Origin of the sequence: Rathayibacter sp. VKM Ac-2835, from assembly GCF_013266705.1 — a bacterium.
Taxonomy (GTDB): Bacteria; Actinomycetota; Actinomycetes; order Actinomycetales; family Microbacteriaceae; genus Rathayibacter.
The window spans coordinates 1,429,828-1,449,024 of sequence record NZ_JABSNQ010000001.1; the positions used below are offsets into that span (position 1 = coordinate 1,429,828).

Sequence of the window (19,197 nt, forward strand, 5' to 3'; positions counted from 1 at the left end):
ACATGCGGTGCGTACTCTTCGTGATGCGTCGCCGGTGGGGGCCGGGCGATCGACGCGAGGAGGGGGGCGCCGTGCGCGCGACGCCGATCCGCGCCGCGTCCTGGCCGGCCGCGCTGGCCGGACGGACGGTCTTCGAGCGAGAGGCCCGGCGCACGGCCGCGGCGATGCTGCCGCTCGCACCCGAGGGGATCAGCCGGGTCGCGGAGCCGATCCCGGCGCGCCCCGGAGCGCCCGCCACCACGGCCGACGTCTTCCGCTCCGCGGTCCCCGGCCCGCGCCCGACGGTGGTGTGGATCCACGGCGGCGGCTGGGTCTCCGGCCACCGGCGCGACGTGGACCCCTATCTGCGCATGCTCGCGGGCGCCGGGTGCACCGCCGTCTCGCTCGACTACAGCCGCGGCCCGGAGGCCGTGCACCCGACCGCGCCGCGCCAGCTGCTCGCCGCTCTGGAGCACCTCCGCCGCAGCGCCGGCCGCCTCGGGATCGCCCGCGACCGCCTCGTCCTGGCCGGCGACTCCGCGGGCGCGCAGCTCGCGAGCCAGCTCGCCACGGCCATCACCAACCCCTCCTACGCCCGGGCCGCGGGACTGGCGACGACCCTGCCCGTCGACGCGGTGCGGGCCCTGATCCTGCACTGCGGGATCTTCGACCTCTCCGCCCTGGCCGGGGCGACCGGGCTCGCCGCCCGCGGTCTGCGCGCCGGGCTCTGGCCCTACACCGGCCGGCGGGCGTGGTGGACCTCGGACGCGGCGCGGTGGATGTCGACGATCGACCACGTGACGCCGCGCTTCCCGCCGACCTTCCTCAGCGGAGGCAACGCCGACCCGCTCACGGCGCAGCAGTCGCGGCCGTTCGCGGCGCAGCTGCGCTCGCTCGGCGTGCCGGTCACCGCGCTGCTCTGGGGCGACGGGCACGACACCGAGCTCGGGCACCAGTACCAGTTCCACCTCGAGCTGCCGGAGGCGCGCGAGACGCTGGAGCGCACCCTCGCGTTCCTGGAGCGGCAGACGGCGCGCTGAGCCGTCGGCGCCGGGGCCGGACCCTGGCAGTCGCCTGGGCAGCCGGGACGACACCGTGACGATCGCCGTGCGCGCTCCGTCCTACCTCTGAACCGCCCGATCGACCGACCGGGCACCGAGACGAAAGAGGAGATCATGGCCGAGAGCAACGCGACCACCACGACGACGGCGACCGGGACCGGGCGCACCGTCATCGACGACGGCGTCATCGCGAAGGTCGCGGGCATCGCGGCCCGCGAGGTGCCCGGTGTGCATGCCCTCGGCAACGGCGCGGCCCGCGCGCTCGGCGCGATCCGCGGCGCGCTCGGCAACGACGACCGCGCCCAGGGCGTCAAGGTCGAGGTCGGCGAGCGCCAGGTCGCCGCCGACGTGACGATCGTCGCCGAGTACCCCGCAGCACTGCAGGACGTCGCGGAGGGCGTGCGCTCCGCCGTCGGCCGCGCGATCCGCGAGATCGTCGGCATGGACGTCGCCGAGATCAACGTCACCGTCCAGGACGTCTACATCCCCGAGGACGACGCCCCCGAGGCCGAGCCGCGCGTCGCCTGATCACACCCCCAGCACCTCCGACGCCCCGCGGTCGATCCGGCCGCGGGGCGTCGTGGTGCCTCCCCTCCGCCCCACCCGCCCCGACTGCCGTGCCCCCACGCGGCACAGAACACCAGGAGAAGCGCATGGAGAACAGCTGCGCCCGCCCCCTCGACGTGGACGACGCCGTCGCCCTCGTCGGCATCCTCACGACCCTCGAGGTGCTCACCACCGACGGCCGCCTCGGCGGCCCCGAGCTCGACGCGCTGCGGCACAGCCTCGCGCAGGGCGGCGCCGTGCTGCCCGGAGCCGACGAGACCGAGATCGCCGCGGCCCTCGCCTCGCTCAACGCGCGACTTCGCGACAGCATCTCGTAACCACGGACATCCGCCGCGCGCAAGAGCGTGTTTGTGACAGGCTGATCATCGCGTGCCACTGCGCGACGATGAAGGAGCAGCCATGAGCGTCGGACACTACGTGCTCTCGACCACCGGGCCGTTCGCGGACGAGACCGAGATCCTCGGCGTCTACTCCTCCGACACCTGGGCGCGCGAGGCGGCCGCCAGCTGGCTCGACGCCCTCGACCGCGAGGCCTTCCCGCAGTGCGTGATCGAGAACTGGAACGGGTCGCACCTCGTCCACCGCGAGGTCCTCGGCGGACTCGGCCTCGACGACGACGGCACGGCCGCGGGCACCCTCGAGCGCTAGCGCCCCGCCGTCGCCCAGTGCGACGGCCGCTCGAAGTGCGGCGGCAGCAGTGTCGCGGCGTCCCCGCGGGTGCTGGTGACCTGGGCCTGCGTCAGGAAGACCGCCGCGGAGAGGTCCGCGCCCCGCACATCGGCGTCGCGCAGGTCGGTGCCCAGGACGTCGCAGCCGCGCAGATCCGCTCCGTGGAGATCGGCTGCGATCAGCAGCGCCCCGCGCAGATCGGCGCCCCGCAGGTCCGCTCCCGCGAGCGTCGCCGCCACGAGGTCGGCGCCCGGCGCCAGGCGGACCCTGCCGTGCTTCCTCCGCCGCGGACCGTCGGCGCGCGCGGCGGCGCTGGCCGCGATCAGCAGCGGACGGGCGGCGCCGTACTCCGCGTCGACGTCGGCCGCGAGGATCGCGTCCGCGTCCGTGAGCGTCAGGGCGTGCACGGCGTCGAAGCGGGCGCGCACCAGATCGCGCAGTCCGGCGTCGGCTCCGGGCAGGGCGAGCGCCACGTCGAGGTACCAGAGCAGCTCGTGCAGGCGCCGCATCAGCGGGAAGACCGCGAACATCCGCGCGCGCACCTCGGCGTCGTCCCGCCAGGAGACACCGCCGAAGGTCCGCCGCGACACCTTCTGACCCGCGCCGAAGCAGTCGAAGACGGTGCAGCCGACGAAGCCCTCCGGCCGCAGCCGGCGGTGGATCGTGCAGGCGTCCTCGGTGTCGAGGTTCGTGCACGGCTCCCCCGCGGGCTTGTCGACGGGGAAGTCGGAGGAGCGGGTGAAGGCGAGGGCGACGCAGCAGAGGCCGAAGCAGTTCGCGCAGTCGGCGCCGAGGTCCTCCCGGCGGCCGAGCTCGACGCGGGTGCGGGTACCGGTCATGTCGGTCGGCCCCTCAGTGCGACAGGGCGAGCACGCCGACGACGGCGGCTCCCAGTCCGACGAGGCCGAGCAGGCCGATGATGCTCTGCCCGAGCCCGAGTCCGGCACGGACCACCGCGATCAGGGCGATGCCGGCGAGGGTGGCGACGTAGACGCCCACGCCGATCCGCAGCGCGACGACGTCGTCGATCCAGCCGAGCGCGGACGCGGCCAGCACCAGGACGGGCAGGGAGGCGGAGGCGAGCGCGCCGCCCGAGATCCGGAGCATCGTGCGCGCCTCGGCCGCGGTCGGGGTCGCCGCGTGGGCGACCTGGTGCGCGATCACGTCGGCGACGAAGCCCGCGGCGGAGATGCCGACGATCGCGATCACGAGGCTGCGCAGCGCGTGCGCGGAGTCCGCCTGGTCGTCGACGGCGTAGATCATCACGACGGCGAGGCCGGTGAAGGCGGCGTAGACCCGCTCCTTGAGCGCCTTCGCGATGTCGTCGAGGGAGCGACCCTCCGCCGCCGCGCGACGACCCGCCGCCCCTCCCCCGCGCACGGTGCTCAGTACGAGGCGGCGTCGACGCGGGCGGCGGAGTCGTCGCCCGCGTGGCGCGCGGTCAGGTCGCCGAGGATGACGGCCGAGCCGCTCGTGCCGAAGCGGGTGACGCCGAGCTCGCGGAAGGCCAGGAGCGTGTCGAGGTCGCGGACGCCGCCGGACGCCTTGACCTGCACGGCGTCCGAGACGGCGCCGCGCATCAGGCGCAGATCGTGCTCGTTCGCGCCGCCGCCGCCGAAGCCGGTCGCGGTCTTGACGAAGTCGGCGCCCGCGCGCTCGGCGGCCTCGCTGCCGGCCACGATCTGCTCGTCGTCGAGGTAGCTGGTCTCGAGGATGACCTTGACGACGTGGCCCTCGGCCGCGTCGACGACCGCGCGGATGTCGGCCTCGACGTCGTCGAGGAGGTTGCTGCGCAGGCGCCCGATGTTGACGACCATGTCGAGCTCGACCGCGCCGTCGGCGAGCGCCTGCGTCGACTCCGCGACCTTCGCCGCGGTGGAGGTCGTGCCGTGCGGGAAGCCGATGACCGTGCCGACGAGGACGCCGGAGCCCTCGAGCCGGCGGACGGCGTGCGCGATGTCGGAGGGGCGCACGCAGACGCAGAAGACGCCGGCCGCGCGGGCCTCGTCGAGCTGCGCGTCGACCTCGGGCCGGGTCAGCTCGGGCTTCAGGATCGCGTGGTCGATGAGCGCCGCGATCTCGGCGACGGTCGGAAGGCTGCTTGTCATGCCCGCCATTTTACGCGGCGCCCGGCGGCCGGATCTCGATACGCCCGCTCCGCGGGCTACTCGATCAGCATGCAGGTGGCCCGCCGACTGCGAGGCATCGCCCATCCGTCAAGAACGGCGCCTGACAGCGAACGAAGGAGCCGTTCGCGACGGATCACCGTCCGGAACAAGCGTCGCAAGCGGAACGCGCAAGCAAATCGGAGAATCGCGTGCCAAGCGATTCTCCGGAGCGGACGCAGGACGCTCTGCGGGACTCAACCATCCCGACGGGCCGACTGCGGGGAGGGGCGGCAGGGACGCCCCGACCCGGGAACGCCGAAAGGCCCCGCGATCGCGAGATCGTGGGGCCTTTCGACGTGAGCGCAGCTAGCACGCTGGTAAGCGGCGCTGCGCGCCGATTACCAGCTGGACTTGGTGATGCCGGGCAGCTCGCCGCGGTGGGCCATGTCGCGGAAGCGGACACGCGAGATGCCGAACTTCGACAGGTTGCCGCGGGGGCGGCCGTCGACGGCGTCGCGGCCGCGGACGCGGACGGGCGAGGCGTTGCGGGGGAGCTTCTGGAGGCCCGTGCGGGCGGCCTCGCGGGACTCGTCGGTCCCGGCCGGGTCGACGAGCGCCTTCTTCAGCTCGAGGCGCTTGGCGGCGTAGCGCTCGACGACCACCTTGCGCTGCTCATTGCGGGCGATCTTGCTCTTCTTAGCCATACTTAGCGCTCCTCGCGGAAGTCGACGTGCTTGCGCACTACGGGGTCGTACTTCTTGAGCACGAGACGGTCGGGGTCGTTGCGGCGGTTCTTCTTGGTCACGTAGGTGTAACCGGTTCCGGCCGTCGAACGGAGCTTGATGATCGGACGGACGTCCTGCTGCTTGGCCATTAGATCTTCACCCCACGAGCGAGAACATCCTTCACGACGGACTCGATGCCACGGGCATCGATGACCTTGATGCCCTTGGCCGACAGCGTCAGCGTGACGTTACGGCGCAGGGACGGGACGTAGTACGTCTTCTTCTGCACGTTCGGGTCGAAGCGGCGCTTGGTGCGCCGGTGCGAGTGCGAGATGGCGTGTCCGAAGCCGGGGACGGCTCCGGTCACCTGGCAGACTGCTGCCATGGTTTCCTCCATGTGTGGTTACCGTGGGCCACGCGCGGCACGAGGCCTCGCCCGACCCACCCAAGGTCACTTGTCGGCGCACCGCCCGCCTGTCGAGGAGGACCGGGGTCCCGCCCGGTGGGCAGCGCGCAAGAGCGTGCAGATGCACGCAACCCGAGTAGCTTAGGCGACACGCGCGCGCCCTGCAAGGCTCGCCGGTGCTACGGTCGCTCCCGGTGCGCGCGGGGGGTCCGGGCCGCCGCATGGGGGGACCGTGAACGGCTCGACGCCGGATGCTCTGAGGCGCCGTGCGCTGCTGCTGGGGATCGCCTCGGCCGCGGTGGGGCTCGCAGGATGCACGAGCGCCCCCCGTCCCGCGCCGACCGCGACGCCGGTGGCCGCGGCCGCGACGCTCGCGCCCGCTCGGACTCCCCCGCCGCGCCCCGTGCCGACCGCGACGGCGGCGCCCGTGCCGGTCCGCGCGCGCTTCCCCCTGCCGGAGGGCACGATCACCGAGCTGCCCGGCGACGGGAGCCTGCTGGCGTGGACGGTCGACGACGGCGCCGACTCCGACGTCGTCGCCGCCTACGCGCAGTTCGCGAAGGACACCGGGACCCGGCTCACCTTCTTCCTCAACGGGAAGTACGACTCCTGGACCGTCAACGCCCCCGCGCTCGCACCGCTGGTCGCGAGCGGGCAGGTCCAGCTCGCGAACCACACCTGGTCGCACGCCGATCTCACCTCGCTCTCGGATGACGGGATCCAGGAGGAGCTCGGCCGCAACGGCGACTTCATCCGCGCCACCTACGGCGTGGAGGCCGCTCCGTTCTACCGCCCGCCGTTCGGCTACACCGACGCCCGCAGCCGGGCGGCCGCAGCCGCCGTCGGCTACACGGCCACGACGCTCTGGTACGGCTCCCTCTCCGATTCGGGGCGGATCACCCCGGAGCAGCTGCTCGGGTTCGCGGACGAGTGGTTCCGGCCGCAGCGCATTGTGATCGGGCATGCGAACTTCGATCCGGTGACGACGGTCTACGCGCAGCTGGTCGACCTCCTCCGGGCCCGCTCCCTCGAGACGGTGACCCTCCGCGACGTCTTCGCCGTCTGACGGTCTCCGCGAGATGCCACTTGTGCACGCTTTCCACGGCGTGTCGCGTGCACAAGTGGCATCTCGCGGCGGGGATCAAACGCGCAGGGTCGCGTGGGCGGCGGTGGTGATGGCGGCGGCGACGGCGGCGAGGCTCGGGGTGTGCAGGGCCCACTGCTGCCAGTAGAGGGGGACGTCGACGGGGGCGCCGCCGAGGGCGACGAGGCCCGCGGCGCCGACGGGGGCCTGCAGCTCGGGCAGCATGCCCCAGCCGAGGCCGAGGCGCACGGCCTGCTCGAAGTCGGCCGAGCCGGGCACGCGGTGCTGCGGCGGGCGGCCCTCGACGCCGGCCGCCTCGAGGAACCGGGTCTGCAGGCGGTCCTTCTCGTCGAAGACGACGACCGGCGCGACGGCGAGCGCCTCCGCGTCCGGCCCGTCCGGGAACCAGCGCTCGGCGAAGGCGGGTGCGGCCATCGCCCGGTAGCGCATCACGCCGAGCGGGGCGACGGTGCAGCCGAGCACCGCCTCGGCCTCGGCCGTCACCGCGGCGAGCACGGTGCCGTCGCGGAGGAACGCGGTGGTGTGCTCCTGGTCCTCGCGGTGCAGCTCGACGACGACGTCGGGCACAGTGGCCAGCGCGGGCAGCACCCAGGTCGCGAGCGAGTCGGCGTTGACGGCCATCGGCACCGTGACCGGCCCTCGGCCCTCGCGCGCCCCGCCGTCGAGCCCGCGCACCGCGTCCTCGGCGAGCAGCTCGATCTGGCGGGCCAGGCGGAGCAGGCCCGCGCCCGCCTCGGTCGCGACGACGGGGCGCGAGCGGACCAGCAGCACGCGGCCGGCGGCCGACTCGAGCGCCTTGATCCGCTGGCTGAGCGCCGAGGGCGTGACGTGCAGCTCGCGGGCGGCGGCGTCGAAGGAGCCGAAGCGGACGGCGGCGGCGAGGGCACGGAGACGGGCGAGGTCGAGATCGTCGGTCAGCATCGCGCTCCCATCAGTTGCGCTTACGGTACTGAAGAAGCGTGAGCTGGTCTACAGCATGCTCGGGCCTTAGCGTCGGAGCCGTGTCCCCCCTCCTCGCCGCCCTGTCCGGCCTCGGCTTCGGCCTCTCGCTCATCATCGCCATCGGCGCCCAGAACGCGTTCGTGCTGCGGCAGGGGCTCCGCCGCGAGCACGTGCTCGCCGTCGTCGCGATCTGCGCGCTGGCGGATGCGGCCCTGATCGTCCTCGGCATCGCCGGGATCGGGGCGGTGCTCGAGTCGGCGCCGTGGCTGCTGGTCGTCATCCGCTGGGGTGGGATCGTCTTCCTCCTCGCCTACGCCGTCCTCGCCGCGCGGCGGGCGCTGCGCCCAGGGACGCTCGACGGCGACCCGGCCGGCGCCTCCACCTCGCTCCGGACCGCGATCGGCACCTGCCTCGCCCTGACGCTGCTGAACCCGCACGTCTACCTCGACACGGTCGTGCTGCTGGGCTCGGTGGCGAACACGCACGGCGACGAGCGCTGGTGGTTCGGCACGGGCGCGGCACTGGGCAGTGTGCTGTGGTTCACGGCGCTGGGCTTCGGGGCGCGGGCGCTGCGGCCGCTGTTCCGCAGCCGCACGGCCTGGCGGGTGCTCGACGGGGCGGTCGCGGTCGTGATGGTGGTGCTGGCGGTGTCGCTCGCACTGTCGTCCTGAGAGACGCCGTCGCCGACGGGCGGCGCGCCGGTCAGCCCGCGCGGACCATGGAACGGGCGGCGAGCAGCCAGACGGCTCCCGTCGCGAGGATCATCAGCGACCCGGCGATCGACGCCGCGATGGAGATCCCGATCAGCAGCTCCTGCGACGGCGTCGCGGTGACCAGCAGCGGGGCGGTCGTGGCGAATCCTCCGGCGGCGTTCACGGCCACGGCGACGGCGGCGACCACGACCACCCGGCGCGGCACGGAGCGCGACCGCCCGAGCGCGACGAGCCCCACGACCCCGGCGACCAGCGAGAGCACCGCCAGGGTGAGCACGAGCGTCGACGCGGCGATCATCTCGGGCGTGGACGTCGAGCCCGCCGCGCTCGGCGAGGACCAGGACACGATCGGCCGCAGCACGATCAGCACCGCGAAGACGATGAGCGCCGTCGCGCCGGTCGGGCCGACCAGCCCGCCCTTCGAATCGGCCCCCCGCGCGAGGACCGATGCGGCGGCAGCGAGCAGGCCCGCACCCAGGAGCACGACGGCGCGCGCCGCGAGCGAGGCTCCGGAGCCGACCGGGGCGAGCAGGAACACGGCGTCGAGCAGGCCCGCCGCCGCCACGAAGAGGCCGGCGAGCCGCAGCGTCGCCGCGCGCGAGGCGGCGGACGCAGGGACGGTGGTCGGAGCTGTCATCGGGTTCCCCTCTCCCGGGCTGTGCTCCTCACGCTAGCGCCCTGGTTAGAGCGGACATTGTTCTACTAACATGGCGAACATGCTCCTGCGCGTCGACCACTCCTCGCCCCGCTCGCTGGCCGACCAGCTCGAGGCGCAGGTGCGCGCCGCGGTGGCCGCCGGCGAGCTCTCGGCGGGCGACCGCCTGCCTCCGGCGCGCGAGCTCGCCGACTCGCTCGGCATCAACATGCACACCGTGCTGCGCGCGTACGCCGCGCTCCGCGACGACGGCCTCCTCGAGATGCGCCGCGGCCGGGGCGCCTGGATCGCGGAGTCGGCCGGCCCCGGCCTCGTCCGCGTCACCGCCCTCGTCGAGCAGCTCGCCGCCGAGGCCCGCCGCAGCGGCATCGGCCGCGCCGACGTCATCCGCCTTCTCGAGAGGACCGCACTGTGACCACCACCGGCACCACCACCACCGACCGCAGCGCGCGCACGCTCGTCGCCGCCGCGTCGCTCCTGCTCCCCGCCGCGGCGATCCTCGTCTCGCGGGCCGTCCTCGGCGACCGGCTCCCGCCCGCGCTCGCCTCGCACTGGTCGAGCACCGGCGCCGCCGACGAGTCGCAGCCCGTCGCGGTCCTCCTCCGGCTGGCACTGCTGCTGGCGGGGGTCCCCGCCGTCGCCGGACTCGTCGCTGCGGCACTCGGCCGCGGCCCGCGCCTCCTGCTCGGCGGACTCGGCCTGGTCGCCGGTCTCGGCGCCGGCGGCTGGGCGACCTCGGTCGGGACCACGCTCGCTGCGGGCTCGGCGGAGGGCGCCGTGCTCGGTGCCTGGCTGCTCGCGCTCCTCGGCGGCGGGGTGTTCGCCGTGGTCCCGGCCCTGATCGCCCCGCCCACGCGGCACGCGCCGCGGGTCGCGGTCGACCGGCTGCCGCTCGGCCGCGAGGAGACCGGCGCCTGGTCGCACACCGTCACCGGGCGGGTGTTCGCGGTCACGGGAGTGGTGCTGCTGCTCATCGCCGCGGCGGCCGTCCCGGGTCTGCTCGCCACGGGCGATGTCGGACCGGCGATCGGGATGGCGATCGTCCTCGGAGCGAGCGCGGTCGTGATGCTCGGCTTCACCCGGCTGCGCGTCACGGCCGACCGCCGGGGGCTGCGCGTGGTGTCGACAGCGCTCGGGATCCCGCTGCGGCGGATCCCGCTGTCGTCGATGGCCTCGGTGACCACCGCCGCGCTGCGGCCGTCGGAGTGGGGCGGCTGGGGCTACCGGTGGTCGCCCGGGCGCTCGGCGCTCCTCCTCCACGCCGGGCCCGGGCTCGTGGTGACCACCACCCGCGGGGACGAGTTCGCGATCAGCCTGAGCGACCCGGAGACCCCGGCCGCCCTCCTCGAGACGCTGCGCCGACGCGCCGAGGACCGACGCGCGTAGGGTGCGAGCGCGGCCGATGGTCGCCGCCGGAGTCTTCACGAGGGAGTGGGCATGGACGCGAACAGGGAAGCTGCTGCCGACGAGCTGCGCAGCAAGACGGTCACCTGGCACGATCCGATGGCGGGAGCCGCCGCGGCGATGCGGATGAGCGGGCTGGACTACCTCCGCGCGATGAAGGACGGGACGATCCCGCCGCCGCCGATCATCACACTGATGAACATGGCCCTCGGCGAGGTCGACGAGGGCCGGGTGGAGTTCCGCTGCTCGCCGGACGAGTCGCACTACAACCCGATCGGGCGGGTGCACGGCGGCTTCGTCTGCACGGTGCTCGACTCGGCGGCGGGCTGCGCCGTGCAGTCGACGCTGCCGGCGGGCGTCGGCTACACCTCGCTCGACCTCACCGTCAGCTACCTCCGCGGACTGCACCAGGACAGCGGCGAGCTGCTCGCCGTCGGCACGGTCGTGAAGCCGGGGCGCCGGGTGGCGTTCGCGGAGGCGAGGGTGACGGACGCGCAGGGGCGGCTGGTCGCCACGGCCACGTCGACGCTGCTGGTGTTCCCACTCGGCGAGAGCGCGTGAGCGCGGGGAGTCGTCAGTCCTCGGATGCGCGCTCGCGCAGACGCTGGACCGCGGCCTCGAGCGCGGGGAGCTCCGTGGCCACCGTCGCCTGAAAGATGGCGTCGTCCAGCCGGTGGTGCGGTTCCCTGCTCACAACGGCAGCAGGTCCAGCTCGACGGCGCGGCGCACGTGCTCCTTGAGGCCCTCCTCAGGGATGAGGTCGACCGGAGCGCCGAGGATCTCCCCGAGCTCGCGCTCGAGGCCGGCCAGGGCGAGGACGCCGAGACCGGCCGGAACCGACACCAGGAGATCGAGGTCGCTGTCAGGGCGGTCGTCTCCCCGAGCCGCGGATCCGAAGATCTTCGCGTCGACGATGCCGCGACGGCGCAGCGCGCGACGGAGCTCGGCACGGTGGTCCAGCACCCGCCGCCCGATCGGGCCCGAGAGCGCCGCTGCCGGCGTGGCGCGGGGCTCGAGCACCAGGTCGACGCTGAAACCGATAGCCGAGAGGAGACGGCGCAGTGTCGGGAGGGTCGGCTCGCGCAGGCCCGTCTCGTAGGCGCTGACCATGCTCTGGGCGACTCCGGCGCGATCCGCCACCTCGCTCTGGCGCAGCCCGGCTCGCGATCGTGCTCCGATCAGCAGGTCTCCGGTCTCCGTGCGCATGCGCACATAATATCAACAATCGTGTATACAGACGAGCGCCGGTCGCGTCGAGCAGTGGCACGAACGCGGGTCTCCCGCAAGTGGCAACGCGCGTCTGCGCGCTGTGGTCGCATGGAGGTCGGACGCAGCCGCTCGGGCGCCTCCCCCCCGATGCGACAGGACCTGCATGCCCACGACCGCGAGCCGGCCGACGATCTTCGCCCTGCACGGGCTCGGCCTCAGCGGCCGCCTCTTCGAACCGCTCTCCCGCGAGCTCGCCGGCGAGGCGGACGTGATCGCGATCGATCTGCCCGGCTTCGGCGACGCGCGCGACGCCGCCGACACCTCCCTCGACGCGATGACGACCGCGGTGATCCGCGCGATCCGCGAGCACGGCGCCTCGCGCTGGCTGCTCGCCGGGCACAGCATGGGCGGCAAGGTGGCCTCGCTGGTCGCCGCGCGCACGCTGTCCGGGCGCTCCGGTCTCTTCGGGCTGGCCGGGGTCGTGCTGCTGGCCGGCTCGCCGCTCTCGCCCGAGCCGATGCCCGAGGAGAAGCGGAGCGAGATGCTCGGCTGGGTCGCCGACGGCCCCCTCGACGAGGAGCACGCGCGCACCTTCCTCGAGCAGAACATCGGCGGTGCCCTGCCCGCCGCCGAGGATCGGCGGGCGCTCGCCGACCTGCTCCGCTCCTCCCCCGCCGCCTGGCGCGACTGGCTGGAGACCGGCAGCCGCGAGGACCGCACGGGCGCCGCCGAGGCGCTCCACGCCCTGCCCGCGCTGCTGATCGCGGGCGGCGAGGACGGCGACCTCGGGGCCGACGGCCAGCGCGCGACCAACGCGCGGACCTACCCGCGCGCCCGCCTCCTCGAGCTGCCCGGCGCCGGCCACCTGCTGCCGATCGAGCGGCCCGTCGAGGTCGCCGCGGCGATCCGCGCCTTCTGGAGCAACGCGGCCGGCACCGGACCGGCCGTGCCCGCCGACGTCGCGGAGACGATCCGCTCCAGCCGCACCACCGCGCGGATCCGCGCGCTCTTCGCCGAGCGCCTGCTCGCCGACGACCCGGGCTACACGCCCGCGGCGCTCACCCCCGCGCAGCTGACGACGCTGCGCGCACTCGCGGACCGGGTGGTCCCGCAGGACAGCGGCGACAGCGCCGTCCCGGGCCGGATCGACCTGGCCGCCCGCGTCGACGCTCAGCTCGCGGCCGGGCGCGGCGACGGCTGGCGCAACGCCGACCTGCCGACCGATCCCGAGGCCTACCGCCTCGGTCTGGACGCGCTCGCCGGATTCGACGGCCTCTCCCCTGAGGAGCAGGACGCGCGGCTCGACGCGCTGGGCACCGAGCAGCTCGGTGCCTTCAGCGCCGAGCAGGCGAAGGCCTGGTTCGAGGACTGCCGCAACGACCTGGTCCGCCAGTGGCTCGCGCACCCCGCGAGCCTCGCCCGCATCGGCTTCGACGGCTACGCGACCGGCGGCGACGTCCTGCCGCTCCTGGGCTTCACCGCCCTCGCCGCCGGCGAGCACGACACCTGGGAGCCCGCCACCCTGCAGCCGAGCACGAGGAACCCCCGATGAACACCACCGGCATGCGCCGCTACTCCCCCGACGAGGTCGTCGACGCCGTCGTGATCGGCACCGGCGCCGGCGGCGCCCCGATCCTGGCGACCCTCGCCGCGCGGGGCCTCCGGGTCGTCGCGCTGGAGGCCGGGCCGCACTTCGATCCGCTGACCTTCACGGCCGACGAGACCGCGGCGACCGAGATCAACTGGATGGAGGAGCGCCTCAGCGGTGGCAGCACCCCCACCGCCTTCGGCCCGAACAACAGCGGCCGCGGCGTCGGCGGCTCCACGCTGCACTGGGGCGCGTTCACCCCGCGCCCGGACCCGCGCGACCTGCTGCTGCGCACCGAGTCCGGACTCGGCCGCGACTGGCCGGTCACGCATGCCGAGCTGGTCCCGTACCTGGAGCGCGCCGAGGCGACCATCGGCGTCTCCGGGCCGGCCGACTACCCGTGGGACCCCTCGCGCCGCTACCTGCAGGCGCCGGTCGACCGCAACGCCTCGGCCGACATGATGCTGCGCGGCTGCGCGGCCCTCGGGATCCGCGCCACCGACGCCCCCGCCGCCGTTCTCAGCGCCGGGCGGGACCAGGAGGCGCACGGCGAGCGCGCCTCCTGCCGCAACTGCGGCCAGTGCCACCAGGGCTGCCGCACCGGCTCCAAAGGCAGCATGGACACGTCCTACCTGCCGCTCGCGGTGCGCGACGGGGCGGAGATCCGCGCCGAGTCCTTCGTGCACGGCATCGAGCTCGACGCGGCCGGGAAGGTCAGCGCCGTCCTCTACACCGCCGACGGGGTCGAGCACCGGCAGCGCTGCTCCGCCCTCTTCCTCTGCGCGGGCGGGGTCGAGACGCCGCGACTGCTCCTGCACACCGGCGTCGCGAACAGCAGCGGGCTGGTCGGCCGCAACTTCCTGGCGCACGGCGCGACGCAGGTCTGGGGCACCTTCGACGAGGAGATGCGCGGCTACCGCGGCTACCCCTCCTCCGTCATCACCGAGGACACCGTGCGCCCGGCCGACGCGGACTTCGCCGGCGGGTACCTGATCCAGAGCCTCGGCACGATGCCGCTCACCCAGGCGACGTCGTTCGTCCGCGGCGGCGGGCTGTGGGGGCCGTCGCTGATGCAGGCCCTCGACGACTACCGCTTCATGGCCGGCGTCGGCATCAACGCGGAGTGCCTGCCCTCGGACGACAACCGGCTCGTGCTGACCGACGAGCTCGACGAGCACGGGGTGCCGAAGGCGCGGATCACCTTCTCGCCGGGCTCGAACGAGGAGGCGATCGACCGGCACGCGATCCGGACGATGACCGCGATCGTCGAGGCGGCGGGCGCGCGCAGCACCCGGGTGATCGCCCGCACGGCGCACACGCTCGGCACCTGCCGGATGGGCACCGACCCGGGCGACGCGGTGGTGGACGGCGACGGCCGCAGCTTCGACGTGCCGAACCTCTTCGTCTGCGACAACTCGGTCTTCCCGAGCGCGGTGATCGCGAACCCGGCGCTGCTGACGGTCGCGCTCGCGCTCCGCACGGCGGACCGCTTCCTCGCGGCGTAGGCCGTTCCGCGAGATGCCACTTGTGCACGCTTCTGTCGGCGTGTCGCGCTCACAAGTGGCCTCTCGCGGAGGGGATCGAGGGACTTAACACATCGGAAACCCCTCAGAAATCGCACAGCATCTGGGGGCGGTTGAGTGGGAGCACACCCCTCACCGATGGAGCCCGCATGCCCCTGTCCCGGCCGTCCACCCGCACCGTCCGCCGCGCCCTCGCCCTCGGCGCCGCGCTCGCCGCTTCCCTCTCGCTCGTCGCGTGCTCCGGAGCGAGCGACGCCGGCTCAGGAGAGGGCGGCGACACCGTCACCGTCACCGTCGGCACCCTGCGCGGCCAGCCGCACTTCTACCAGCCGTTCCTCTACGAGCAGTTCGCCGAGGAGGGCGTCGAGTTCGAGGTGATCACCCTCGACACCACGCCCGCGCTCAGCGACGCCCTGGTCGCCGGGACGATCGACTTCGCGATCTCGGGCGTCACCCCGACCATCGCCTCGATCGCGCAGGACCGGGACCTGAAGATCGTCGCGTCCGCCGCGGACGGCGGCTCGGGCTTCCTCGGCGGCGAGGGCATCTCCTCCGTCGAGGACCTGGCCGGCAAGAAGGTCGGCTACATCCAGGGCAGCGCCCAGGAGGTGGCGCTCCGCTACTACCTCGACCAGGCCGAGCTCACCGACGACGACCTCGAGCTGATCACGATCCCCGTGCCCGAGATGGCGTCCGCGTTCACCAGCGGCTCGATCGACGCCTTCTTCGGCGTGGAGATCGGCGTCTCGATCGCTGAGGCGGCCGGCGGCACCGAGATCGCCGACCCGTACGCGACGCCGATCGGCCGGGTCAACATCGGCCTGGTCACCACCGGCGCGATGATCGAGGAGCAGCCGGAGGTCGTGCACAAGGTCGTCGACACCCACGCCGCGACGACCGAGTACATGGCCGACAGCGTCGACGAGTGGCTGCCGGACATGATCGCCGAGTTCGGCGGCGACCAGGAGGTGCTGGAGTCGGCGCTGGAGAACTTCTGGCTCCGCTCCGACCTCAGCGAGGAGTACCAGGGCCAGCTCGGCGCGCTCGCGACGCAGATGCAGGAGCTCGGCTTCATCGACGAGGCGCCCGCGATCGAGGACGTCGTCGACACGACGTTCGCGCCGGCGGCCTGAGCGGTCGGCCGATGACCACCACGACCCGCCCCGCCGAGGCGGCGACCGCCACCGAGCGGCTGTCGACGGTGCGGCGCCGGCGCCGCCCCGGCCGCAGCGGCTGGACGACCTTCCTGCTCGGCCTGCCGGTCCCGATCCTGTTCCTGCTGCTCTGGCAGTTCGGGCGGGCGGGCGAGTGGGAGCTGCCGTTCGGCATCCGGATGGCGTTCCTGCCCTACCCGGGCGACGTGCTGGTCTCGCTGATCGACTACGCCGTCGCGGGGCTGCGGAACGACGCGTTCAGCGGACTGCTCTGGACCGACCTGGCGGCGAGCGCCGGCCGCGTCTTCGGCGGCTTCGCCCTCGCCACGGTGATCGCGGTGCCGCTCGGCGTGCTGATGGGCCGCTACTACGCGATCAACTCGCTGTTCGATCCGTTCATCAACCTGTTCCGACCGGTGCCGGCCACGGCCTGGGTGCCGCTGGTGGCGCTGCTGATCGGCTACGGCGATCAGGCGTCGATCTTCCTGATCACGCTGTCGGCGTTCTTCCCGATCGTGCTCGGCACGATCAGCGGCGCCCGCCAGGTGCCGCCGCGGCTGATCGAGGCGGCGCGGATGCTCGGCACGTCGCGAGGAGGCGTGCTCGTGCGGGTCGTGCTGCCCGCCTCCGCCGCCGCGATCGTCAACGGCATGCGCATCGGCCTCGGCCTCGCCTGGGTCGTGCTGGTGCTCAGCGAGACGACGGGGGTGAGCACGGGCCTCGGCTCGACGATCTTCCTGGCGCGCGACGTGGTGCGCACCGACCTGATCGTGGTCGGCATGATCTGCATCGCGATCGCGGGCTTCGCCTCCGACCGGCTGCTCCTGCTCCTGTTCCGCGTGCTCTTCGGCCGTCGGCCGCTCGTCAAGTGAGGACCCGATGACGCTCTCCCCCGCCACCGCCCCCGCCCGCACCGCGGACGTCCACGTCCTCGACCTGGTGAAGCGCTACGACACCGCCGGCGGCGGCGTGCTCGCCATGGCCGACGTCTCGCTCGACATCCGCTCGGGCGAGTTCGTCGCCGTGGTCGGCGCGAGCGGCTGCGGCAAGTCGACGCTGCTGCGCATCCTCGCCGGATTCGAGGAGGCGACGGAGGGCGTCGTCGAGGTCGGCGGCCGGGCCGTGTCGGCGCCCGGCCCGGATCGCGGCGTCGTCTTCCAGGACTACGGGCTCTTCCCCTGGCTGAGCGTGCGCGAGAACGTGGCGTACGGCCCGCGGCGCAAGAAGCTGCCGAAGGCGGCCGCGGCGGAGGTGACCGACCGCTTCATCGAGGCGGTGGGGCTCACCCGCTTCGCCGACCGCTACCCGGGCGAGCTGTCCGGCGGCATGCAGCAGCGCGTCGCCATCGCGCGGGTGCTCGCGAACGAGCCGTCGGTGCTGCTGATGGACGAGCCGTTCGGTGCGCTCGACGCACTGACCCGCTCCGATCTGCAGGTCGAGCTCAAGCGGATCCACCGCGAGACGGGCACGACCGTGCTCTTCGTGACGCACTCGATCGAGGAGGCGGTCTACCTCGCCGACCGCGTCGTCGTGATGACGGGCGGCGCCTCCCACGGCGTCCCCGGCCACATCAGCGAGATCGTGACGGTCGACCTGCCCGGCGAGCGCGATGTGACGGCGCCCGAATTCAACGAGTGCAAGCGCCGCATCTCGGAGCTCGTGCACGCGCCGGCCTGACGCCCCCTCCCTCCCGCGAGATGCCACTTGTGCACGCTTCCCTCGGCGTGTCGCGTGCACAAGTGGCATCTCGCGGAGGGGACCAGGGGAGGCTTCGTGGATCCCCGTCTGAAGGAGGAGTCGTCGTGACCAGCACCGTTCGCGCAGGCCGGATCGCCAGGAGCGCCCTCGCCGGGGTGCTGCTCATCAACGCGGTGCCGCACGGCGTCGCGGCGCTGCAGGGGCGGAGGTTCCCCTCGCCGTTCGCCACGCCGCCAGGGCGCGGGCTGTCGTCGCCGCTGGCGAACGCGGTCTGGAGTGCGGCCAACGCCCTCGCGGGGCTCGCCACGCTGCCGCGGCACGGGACGAGGGGCGACCGCCTCTCCGCGGTGCTCGGCGCGACGGCGATGGGCGCCTTCCTCGCTGTGCACTTCGGGAGCCTCGACCTCGACTGAGACGCCGGGCGCCGTCCGAGCCCGCAGAAGGGGGGCAGCGAGCAGCTGGGAACGAGCCCGCCGACGTGACCGCTCCTGTCACGCTGGGCGCACGCTCCATCACACGTCTCGCGAGAGGGAACGATGCCCGCACTCCGGCTGGTGCTCTACCTGGTCGACGACCCCGAGCAGACGCCGCACCTCTGCACGTTCCATGGCGACCGACACAGGCTGGCGCACGATCTCGAGACGCGGCAGTTCCTGCCCGTCGTCCGCGGCCACGGGCAGTACAGCGTGGTCGCGGTGAACCGCATCCAGCGTGTCGAGTTCGAGCGGCTCGAGGAGGACGCCGCGGACGAGCCGGCCCGTCGCGTCGGCGACCTCGAGAAGTCGGCGCACACCCTCCGCGCCTGACCTCCCCGGCAGTCCGGGCTCTCCGGTGCGGATCGTTATCGGATCGCGCGCCCGGCGAGGTCCGTCGCATCGGAGGATGGGCGAGGGGGACGATCCGCGCTCCCGTCGTCCGCGTCCCCGGGGGTCCACCGCCATGCTCGTCCCGTCTCGCACGCTCCTGCGTGCCGCTCTCGTCGTCGGCGTGATCGCCGCAATGAGCGGATGCGTTCCCGCCGGCGATCCCGTCGCGCAGCCGGCCGCAACGGTGACGGCGACGGCGACGGCGACGGCGACGGCGACGGCCACGGTCACCGCGTCGCCGACGCCGAGCCCGACCCCCTCCTCGACGCCCGCCGTCGCCGCGAGCCTGCTGATCGGGCCGACCTCGTTCTCGCTGGTCGACGCCGAGGGCGGCCAGCTGGGCACCTGGGAGTACCGCGACGGCACAGGGGTGGTCGCAGCGCTGACCGAGGCGTTCGGCAGTGAGCCCACCGAGTCGGACGACATCCCCTACGAGGGCTACCGGAGCCGCGCCTACAGCTGGCCGGGCTTCGTCCTCCGGGACACCGACGTCTACGACGCCGGCGGGCCGGAGCTCACCTACCCGGAGCCGGACTTCCTGCTCGAGGCGACCGCCTCCGCGGTCGGCGACGTCGCGATCAGCACGCTGGGTGGAGTCGCGGTGGGCGACGCCACCGCCGACGTCGCGGCCGAGCACCCGGACAGCGCGACCGGCGGTGCCCTCGGCACCTTCCTCTTCGACACGACGCCCGTCGGCACCGTCGAGGGCTACGAGCTGACCAACACGGTCGGCGCGATCGCCGAGGACGAGGTCACCGTCTCGAGCCTGCGTGCGCCCTTCATGAACTGGGGCGTCTGAGGGGCCCGTTCCCTGTCAGGCTCTCC

The 19,197-nt window shown here is 73.8% G+C and carries 26 protein-coding genes; 17 read left to right on the top strand and 9 right to left on the bottom strand.

Translation table 11 applies throughout. From position 1 onward, the window contains the following. Positions 1-71 precede the first annotated feature (71 nt). The 4 genes from HRK28_RS06775 (at position 72) to HRK28_RS06790 (ending at position 2,255) form a co-directional block, all read left to right on the top strand. A complete protein-coding gene (locus tag HRK28_RS06775) occupies positions 72-1,019 on the top strand; it encodes an alpha/beta hydrolase (RefSeq protein ID WP_173250784.1) in 948 nt (315 codons plus the stop codon). Positions 1,020-1,154: 135 nt separating this feature from the next. Then, positions 1,155-1,568 carry an Asp23/Gls24 family envelope stress response protein gene (locus HRK28_RS06780; RefSeq protein ID WP_173250785.1) on the top strand — a complete coding sequence of 138 codons (414 nt, stop codon included), beginning with the start codon at positions 1,155-1,157 and terminating at the stop codon, positions 1,566-1,568. Positions 1,569-1,693: 125 nt separating this feature from the next. Then, positions 1,694-1,924 (top strand): hypothetical protein, encoded by a 231-nt coding sequence (locus tag HRK28_RS06785; RefSeq protein ID WP_160087123.1) that lies wholly within the window; start codon positions 1,694-1,696, stop codon positions 1,922-1,924. An 82-nt stretch (positions 1,925-2,006) separates the two neighbouring features. Next, positions 2,007-2,255 carry a hypothetical protein gene (locus tag HRK28_RS06790; RefSeq protein ID WP_160087121.1) on the top strand — a complete coding sequence of 83 codons (249 nt, stop codon included), beginning with the start codon at positions 2,007-2,009 and terminating at the stop codon, positions 2,253-2,255. Here HRK28_RS06790 and HRK28_RS06795 read toward each other — a convergent pair. The 6 genes from HRK28_RS06795 to rpmB form a co-directional block, all read right to left on the bottom strand. After that, complete coding sequence (locus tag HRK28_RS06795) at positions 2,252-3,115, bottom strand: pentapeptide repeat-containing protein (protein ID WP_160087119.1); 864 nt, start codon at positions 3,113-3,115, stop codon at positions 2,252-2,254. The genes HRK28_RS06790 and HRK28_RS06795 overlap by 4 nt on opposite strands. A gap of 13 nt (positions 3,116-3,128) precedes the next feature. After that, positions 3,129-3,656 carry a hypothetical protein gene (locus HRK28_RS06800; protein WP_160087117.1) on the bottom strand — a complete coding sequence of 176 codons (528 nt, stop codon included), beginning with the start codon at positions 3,654-3,656 and terminating at the stop codon, positions 3,129-3,131. A 5-nt stretch (positions 3,657-3,661) separates the two neighbouring features. Next, positions 3,662-4,384 carry a deoxyribose-phosphate aldolase gene (gene deoC, locus HRK28_RS06805; protein WP_173250786.1) on the bottom strand — a complete coding sequence of 241 codons (723 nt, stop codon included), beginning with the start codon at positions 4,382-4,384 and terminating at the stop codon, positions 3,662-3,664. Between the two features lie 398 nt (positions 4,385-4,782). After that, positions 4,783-5,088 carry a 30S ribosomal protein S14 gene (gene rpsN, locus HRK28_RS06810; RefSeq protein ID WP_159986058.1) on the bottom strand — a complete coding sequence of 102 codons (306 nt, stop codon included), beginning with the start codon at positions 5,086-5,088 and terminating at the stop codon, positions 4,783-4,785. 2 nt (positions 5,089-5,090) lie between these two features. Next, positions 5,091-5,258 (bottom strand): 50S ribosomal protein L33, encoded by a 168-nt coding sequence (gene rpmG / locus HRK28_RS06815; RefSeq protein WP_027692168.1) that lies wholly within the window; start codon positions 5,256-5,258, stop codon positions 5,091-5,093. After that, on the bottom strand, positions 5,258-5,494 hold the full coding sequence (gene rpmB, locus HRK28_RS06820) for a 50S ribosomal protein L28 (RefSeq protein WP_056038148.1): 237 nt from the start codon (positions 5,492-5,494) through the stop codon (positions 5,258-5,260). Before rpmB ends, rpmG begins: the two co-directional genes overlap by 1 nt. 253 nt (positions 5,495-5,747) lie before the next feature. Between rpmB and HRK28_RS06825 the strand changes: the two genes are divergently transcribed. Beyond that, the gene (locus tag HRK28_RS06825) at positions 5,748-6,581 is read left to right on the top strand and encodes a polysaccharide deacetylase family protein (RefSeq protein WP_217274407.1); all 834 of its coding nucleotides are present in this window, start codon (positions 5,748-5,750) and stop codon (positions 6,579-6,581) included. A 75-nt stretch (positions 6,582-6,656) separates the two neighbouring features. Here the strand turns inward: HRK28_RS06825 and HRK28_RS06830 are convergent, their stop codons facing one another. Further along, positions 6,657-7,541, bottom strand: a complete 885-nt coding sequence (locus HRK28_RS06830; RefSeq protein ID WP_160087113.1) for an ArgP/LysG family DNA-binding transcriptional regulator — start codon at positions 7,539-7,541, stop codon at positions 6,657-6,659. 80 nt (positions 7,542-7,621) lie between these two features. Between HRK28_RS06830 and HRK28_RS06835 the strand changes: the two genes are divergently transcribed. Next, a complete protein-coding gene (locus tag HRK28_RS06835) occupies positions 7,622-8,233 on the top strand; it encodes a LysE/ArgO family amino acid transporter (RefSeq protein WP_160087111.1) in 612 nt (203 codons plus the stop codon). Between the two features lie 31 nt (positions 8,234-8,264). Here the strand turns inward: HRK28_RS06835 and HRK28_RS06840 are convergent, their stop codons facing one another. Beyond that, positions 8,265-8,912 (bottom strand): hypothetical protein, encoded by a 648-nt coding sequence (locus HRK28_RS06840; protein WP_173250787.1) that lies wholly within the window; start codon positions 8,910-8,912, stop codon positions 8,265-8,267. 79 nt (positions 8,913-8,991) lie between these two features. Here HRK28_RS06840 and HRK28_RS06845 point away from each other — a divergent pair, with 79 nt between their 5' ends. From HRK28_RS06845 to HRK28_RS06855, 3 genes are read left to right on the top strand one after another with little or no spacing between them, the layout of a single operon-like run. After that, the gene (locus HRK28_RS06845; protein ID WP_160091205.1) at positions 8,992-9,345 is read left to right on the top strand and encodes a GntR family transcriptional regulator; all 354 of its coding nucleotides are present in this window, start codon (positions 8,992-8,994) and stop codon (positions 9,343-9,345) included. After that, complete coding sequence (locus HRK28_RS06850) at positions 9,342-10,316, top strand: hypothetical protein (protein WP_173250788.1); 975 nt, start codon at positions 9,342-9,344, stop codon at positions 10,314-10,316. Before HRK28_RS06845 ends, HRK28_RS06850 begins: the two co-directional genes overlap by 4 nt. A gap of 51 nt (positions 10,317-10,367) precedes the next feature. Continuing rightward, positions 10,368-10,895, top strand: coding sequence for a PaaI family thioesterase (locus tag HRK28_RS06855; RefSeq protein WP_173250789.1), 528 nt, complete (start codon positions 10,368-10,370; stop codon positions 10,893-10,895). 129 nt (positions 10,896-11,024) lie between these two features. Here HRK28_RS06855 and HRK28_RS06860 read toward each other — a convergent pair whose 3' ends face one another. Continuing rightward, entirely contained in the window at positions 11,025-11,540 is a 516-nt protein-coding gene (locus HRK28_RS06860) for an XRE family transcriptional regulator (RefSeq protein ID WP_160087103.1), read from the bottom strand. Between the two features lie 166 nt (positions 11,541-11,706). Between HRK28_RS06860 and HRK28_RS06865 the strand changes: the two genes are divergently transcribed. The 8 genes from HRK28_RS06865 to HRK28_RS06900 all read left to right on the top strand — a co-directional run bounded on the left by HRK28_RS06865 (position 11,707) and on the right by HRK28_RS06900 (position 19,171). Then, positions 11,707-13,095, top strand: coding sequence for an alpha/beta hydrolase (locus HRK28_RS06865; RefSeq protein ID WP_173250790.1), 1,389 nt, complete (start codon positions 11,707-11,709; stop codon positions 13,093-13,095). Continuing rightward, on the top strand, positions 13,092-14,636 hold the full coding sequence (locus tag HRK28_RS06870; protein WP_173250791.1) for a GMC family oxidoreductase: 1,545 nt from the start codon (positions 13,092-13,094) through the stop codon (positions 14,634-14,636). The genes HRK28_RS06865 and HRK28_RS06870 overlap by 4 nt, the downstream gene beginning before the upstream one ends. A gap of 167 nt (positions 14,637-14,803) precedes the next feature. Then, positions 14,804-15,787 carry an ABC transporter substrate-binding protein gene (locus HRK28_RS06875; protein WP_173250792.1) on the top strand — a complete coding sequence of 328 codons (984 nt, stop codon included), beginning with the start codon at positions 14,804-14,806 and terminating at the stop codon, positions 15,785-15,787. Between the two features lie 11 nt (positions 15,788-15,798). Next, positions 15,799-16,680, top strand: a complete 882-nt coding sequence (locus HRK28_RS06880) for an ABC transporter permease (protein WP_173250793.1) — start codon at positions 15,799-15,801, stop codon at positions 16,678-16,680. Between the two features lie 7 nt (positions 16,681-16,687). Further along, a complete protein-coding gene (locus tag HRK28_RS06885) occupies positions 16,688-17,485 on the top strand; it encodes an ABC transporter ATP-binding protein (RefSeq protein WP_160087093.1) in 798 nt (265 codons plus the stop codon). Positions 17,486-17,610: 125 nt separating this feature from the next. Beyond that, complete coding sequence (locus tag HRK28_RS06890) at positions 17,611-17,919, top strand: hypothetical protein (RefSeq protein ID WP_208543733.1); 309 nt, start codon at positions 17,611-17,613, stop codon at positions 17,917-17,919. A 123-nt stretch (positions 17,920-18,042) separates the two neighbouring features. Continuing rightward, positions 18,043-18,312, top strand: coding sequence for a hypothetical protein (locus tag HRK28_RS06895; protein WP_160087091.1), 270 nt, complete (start codon positions 18,043-18,045; stop codon positions 18,310-18,312). A gap of 133 nt (positions 18,313-18,445) precedes the next feature. After that, positions 18,446-19,171: a hypothetical protein gene (locus HRK28_RS06900; protein WP_173249924.1), complete on the top strand. Its 726-nt coding sequence runs from the start codon at positions 18,446-18,448 to the stop codon at positions 19,169-19,171. Positions 19,172-19,197: the final 26 nt, after the last annotated feature.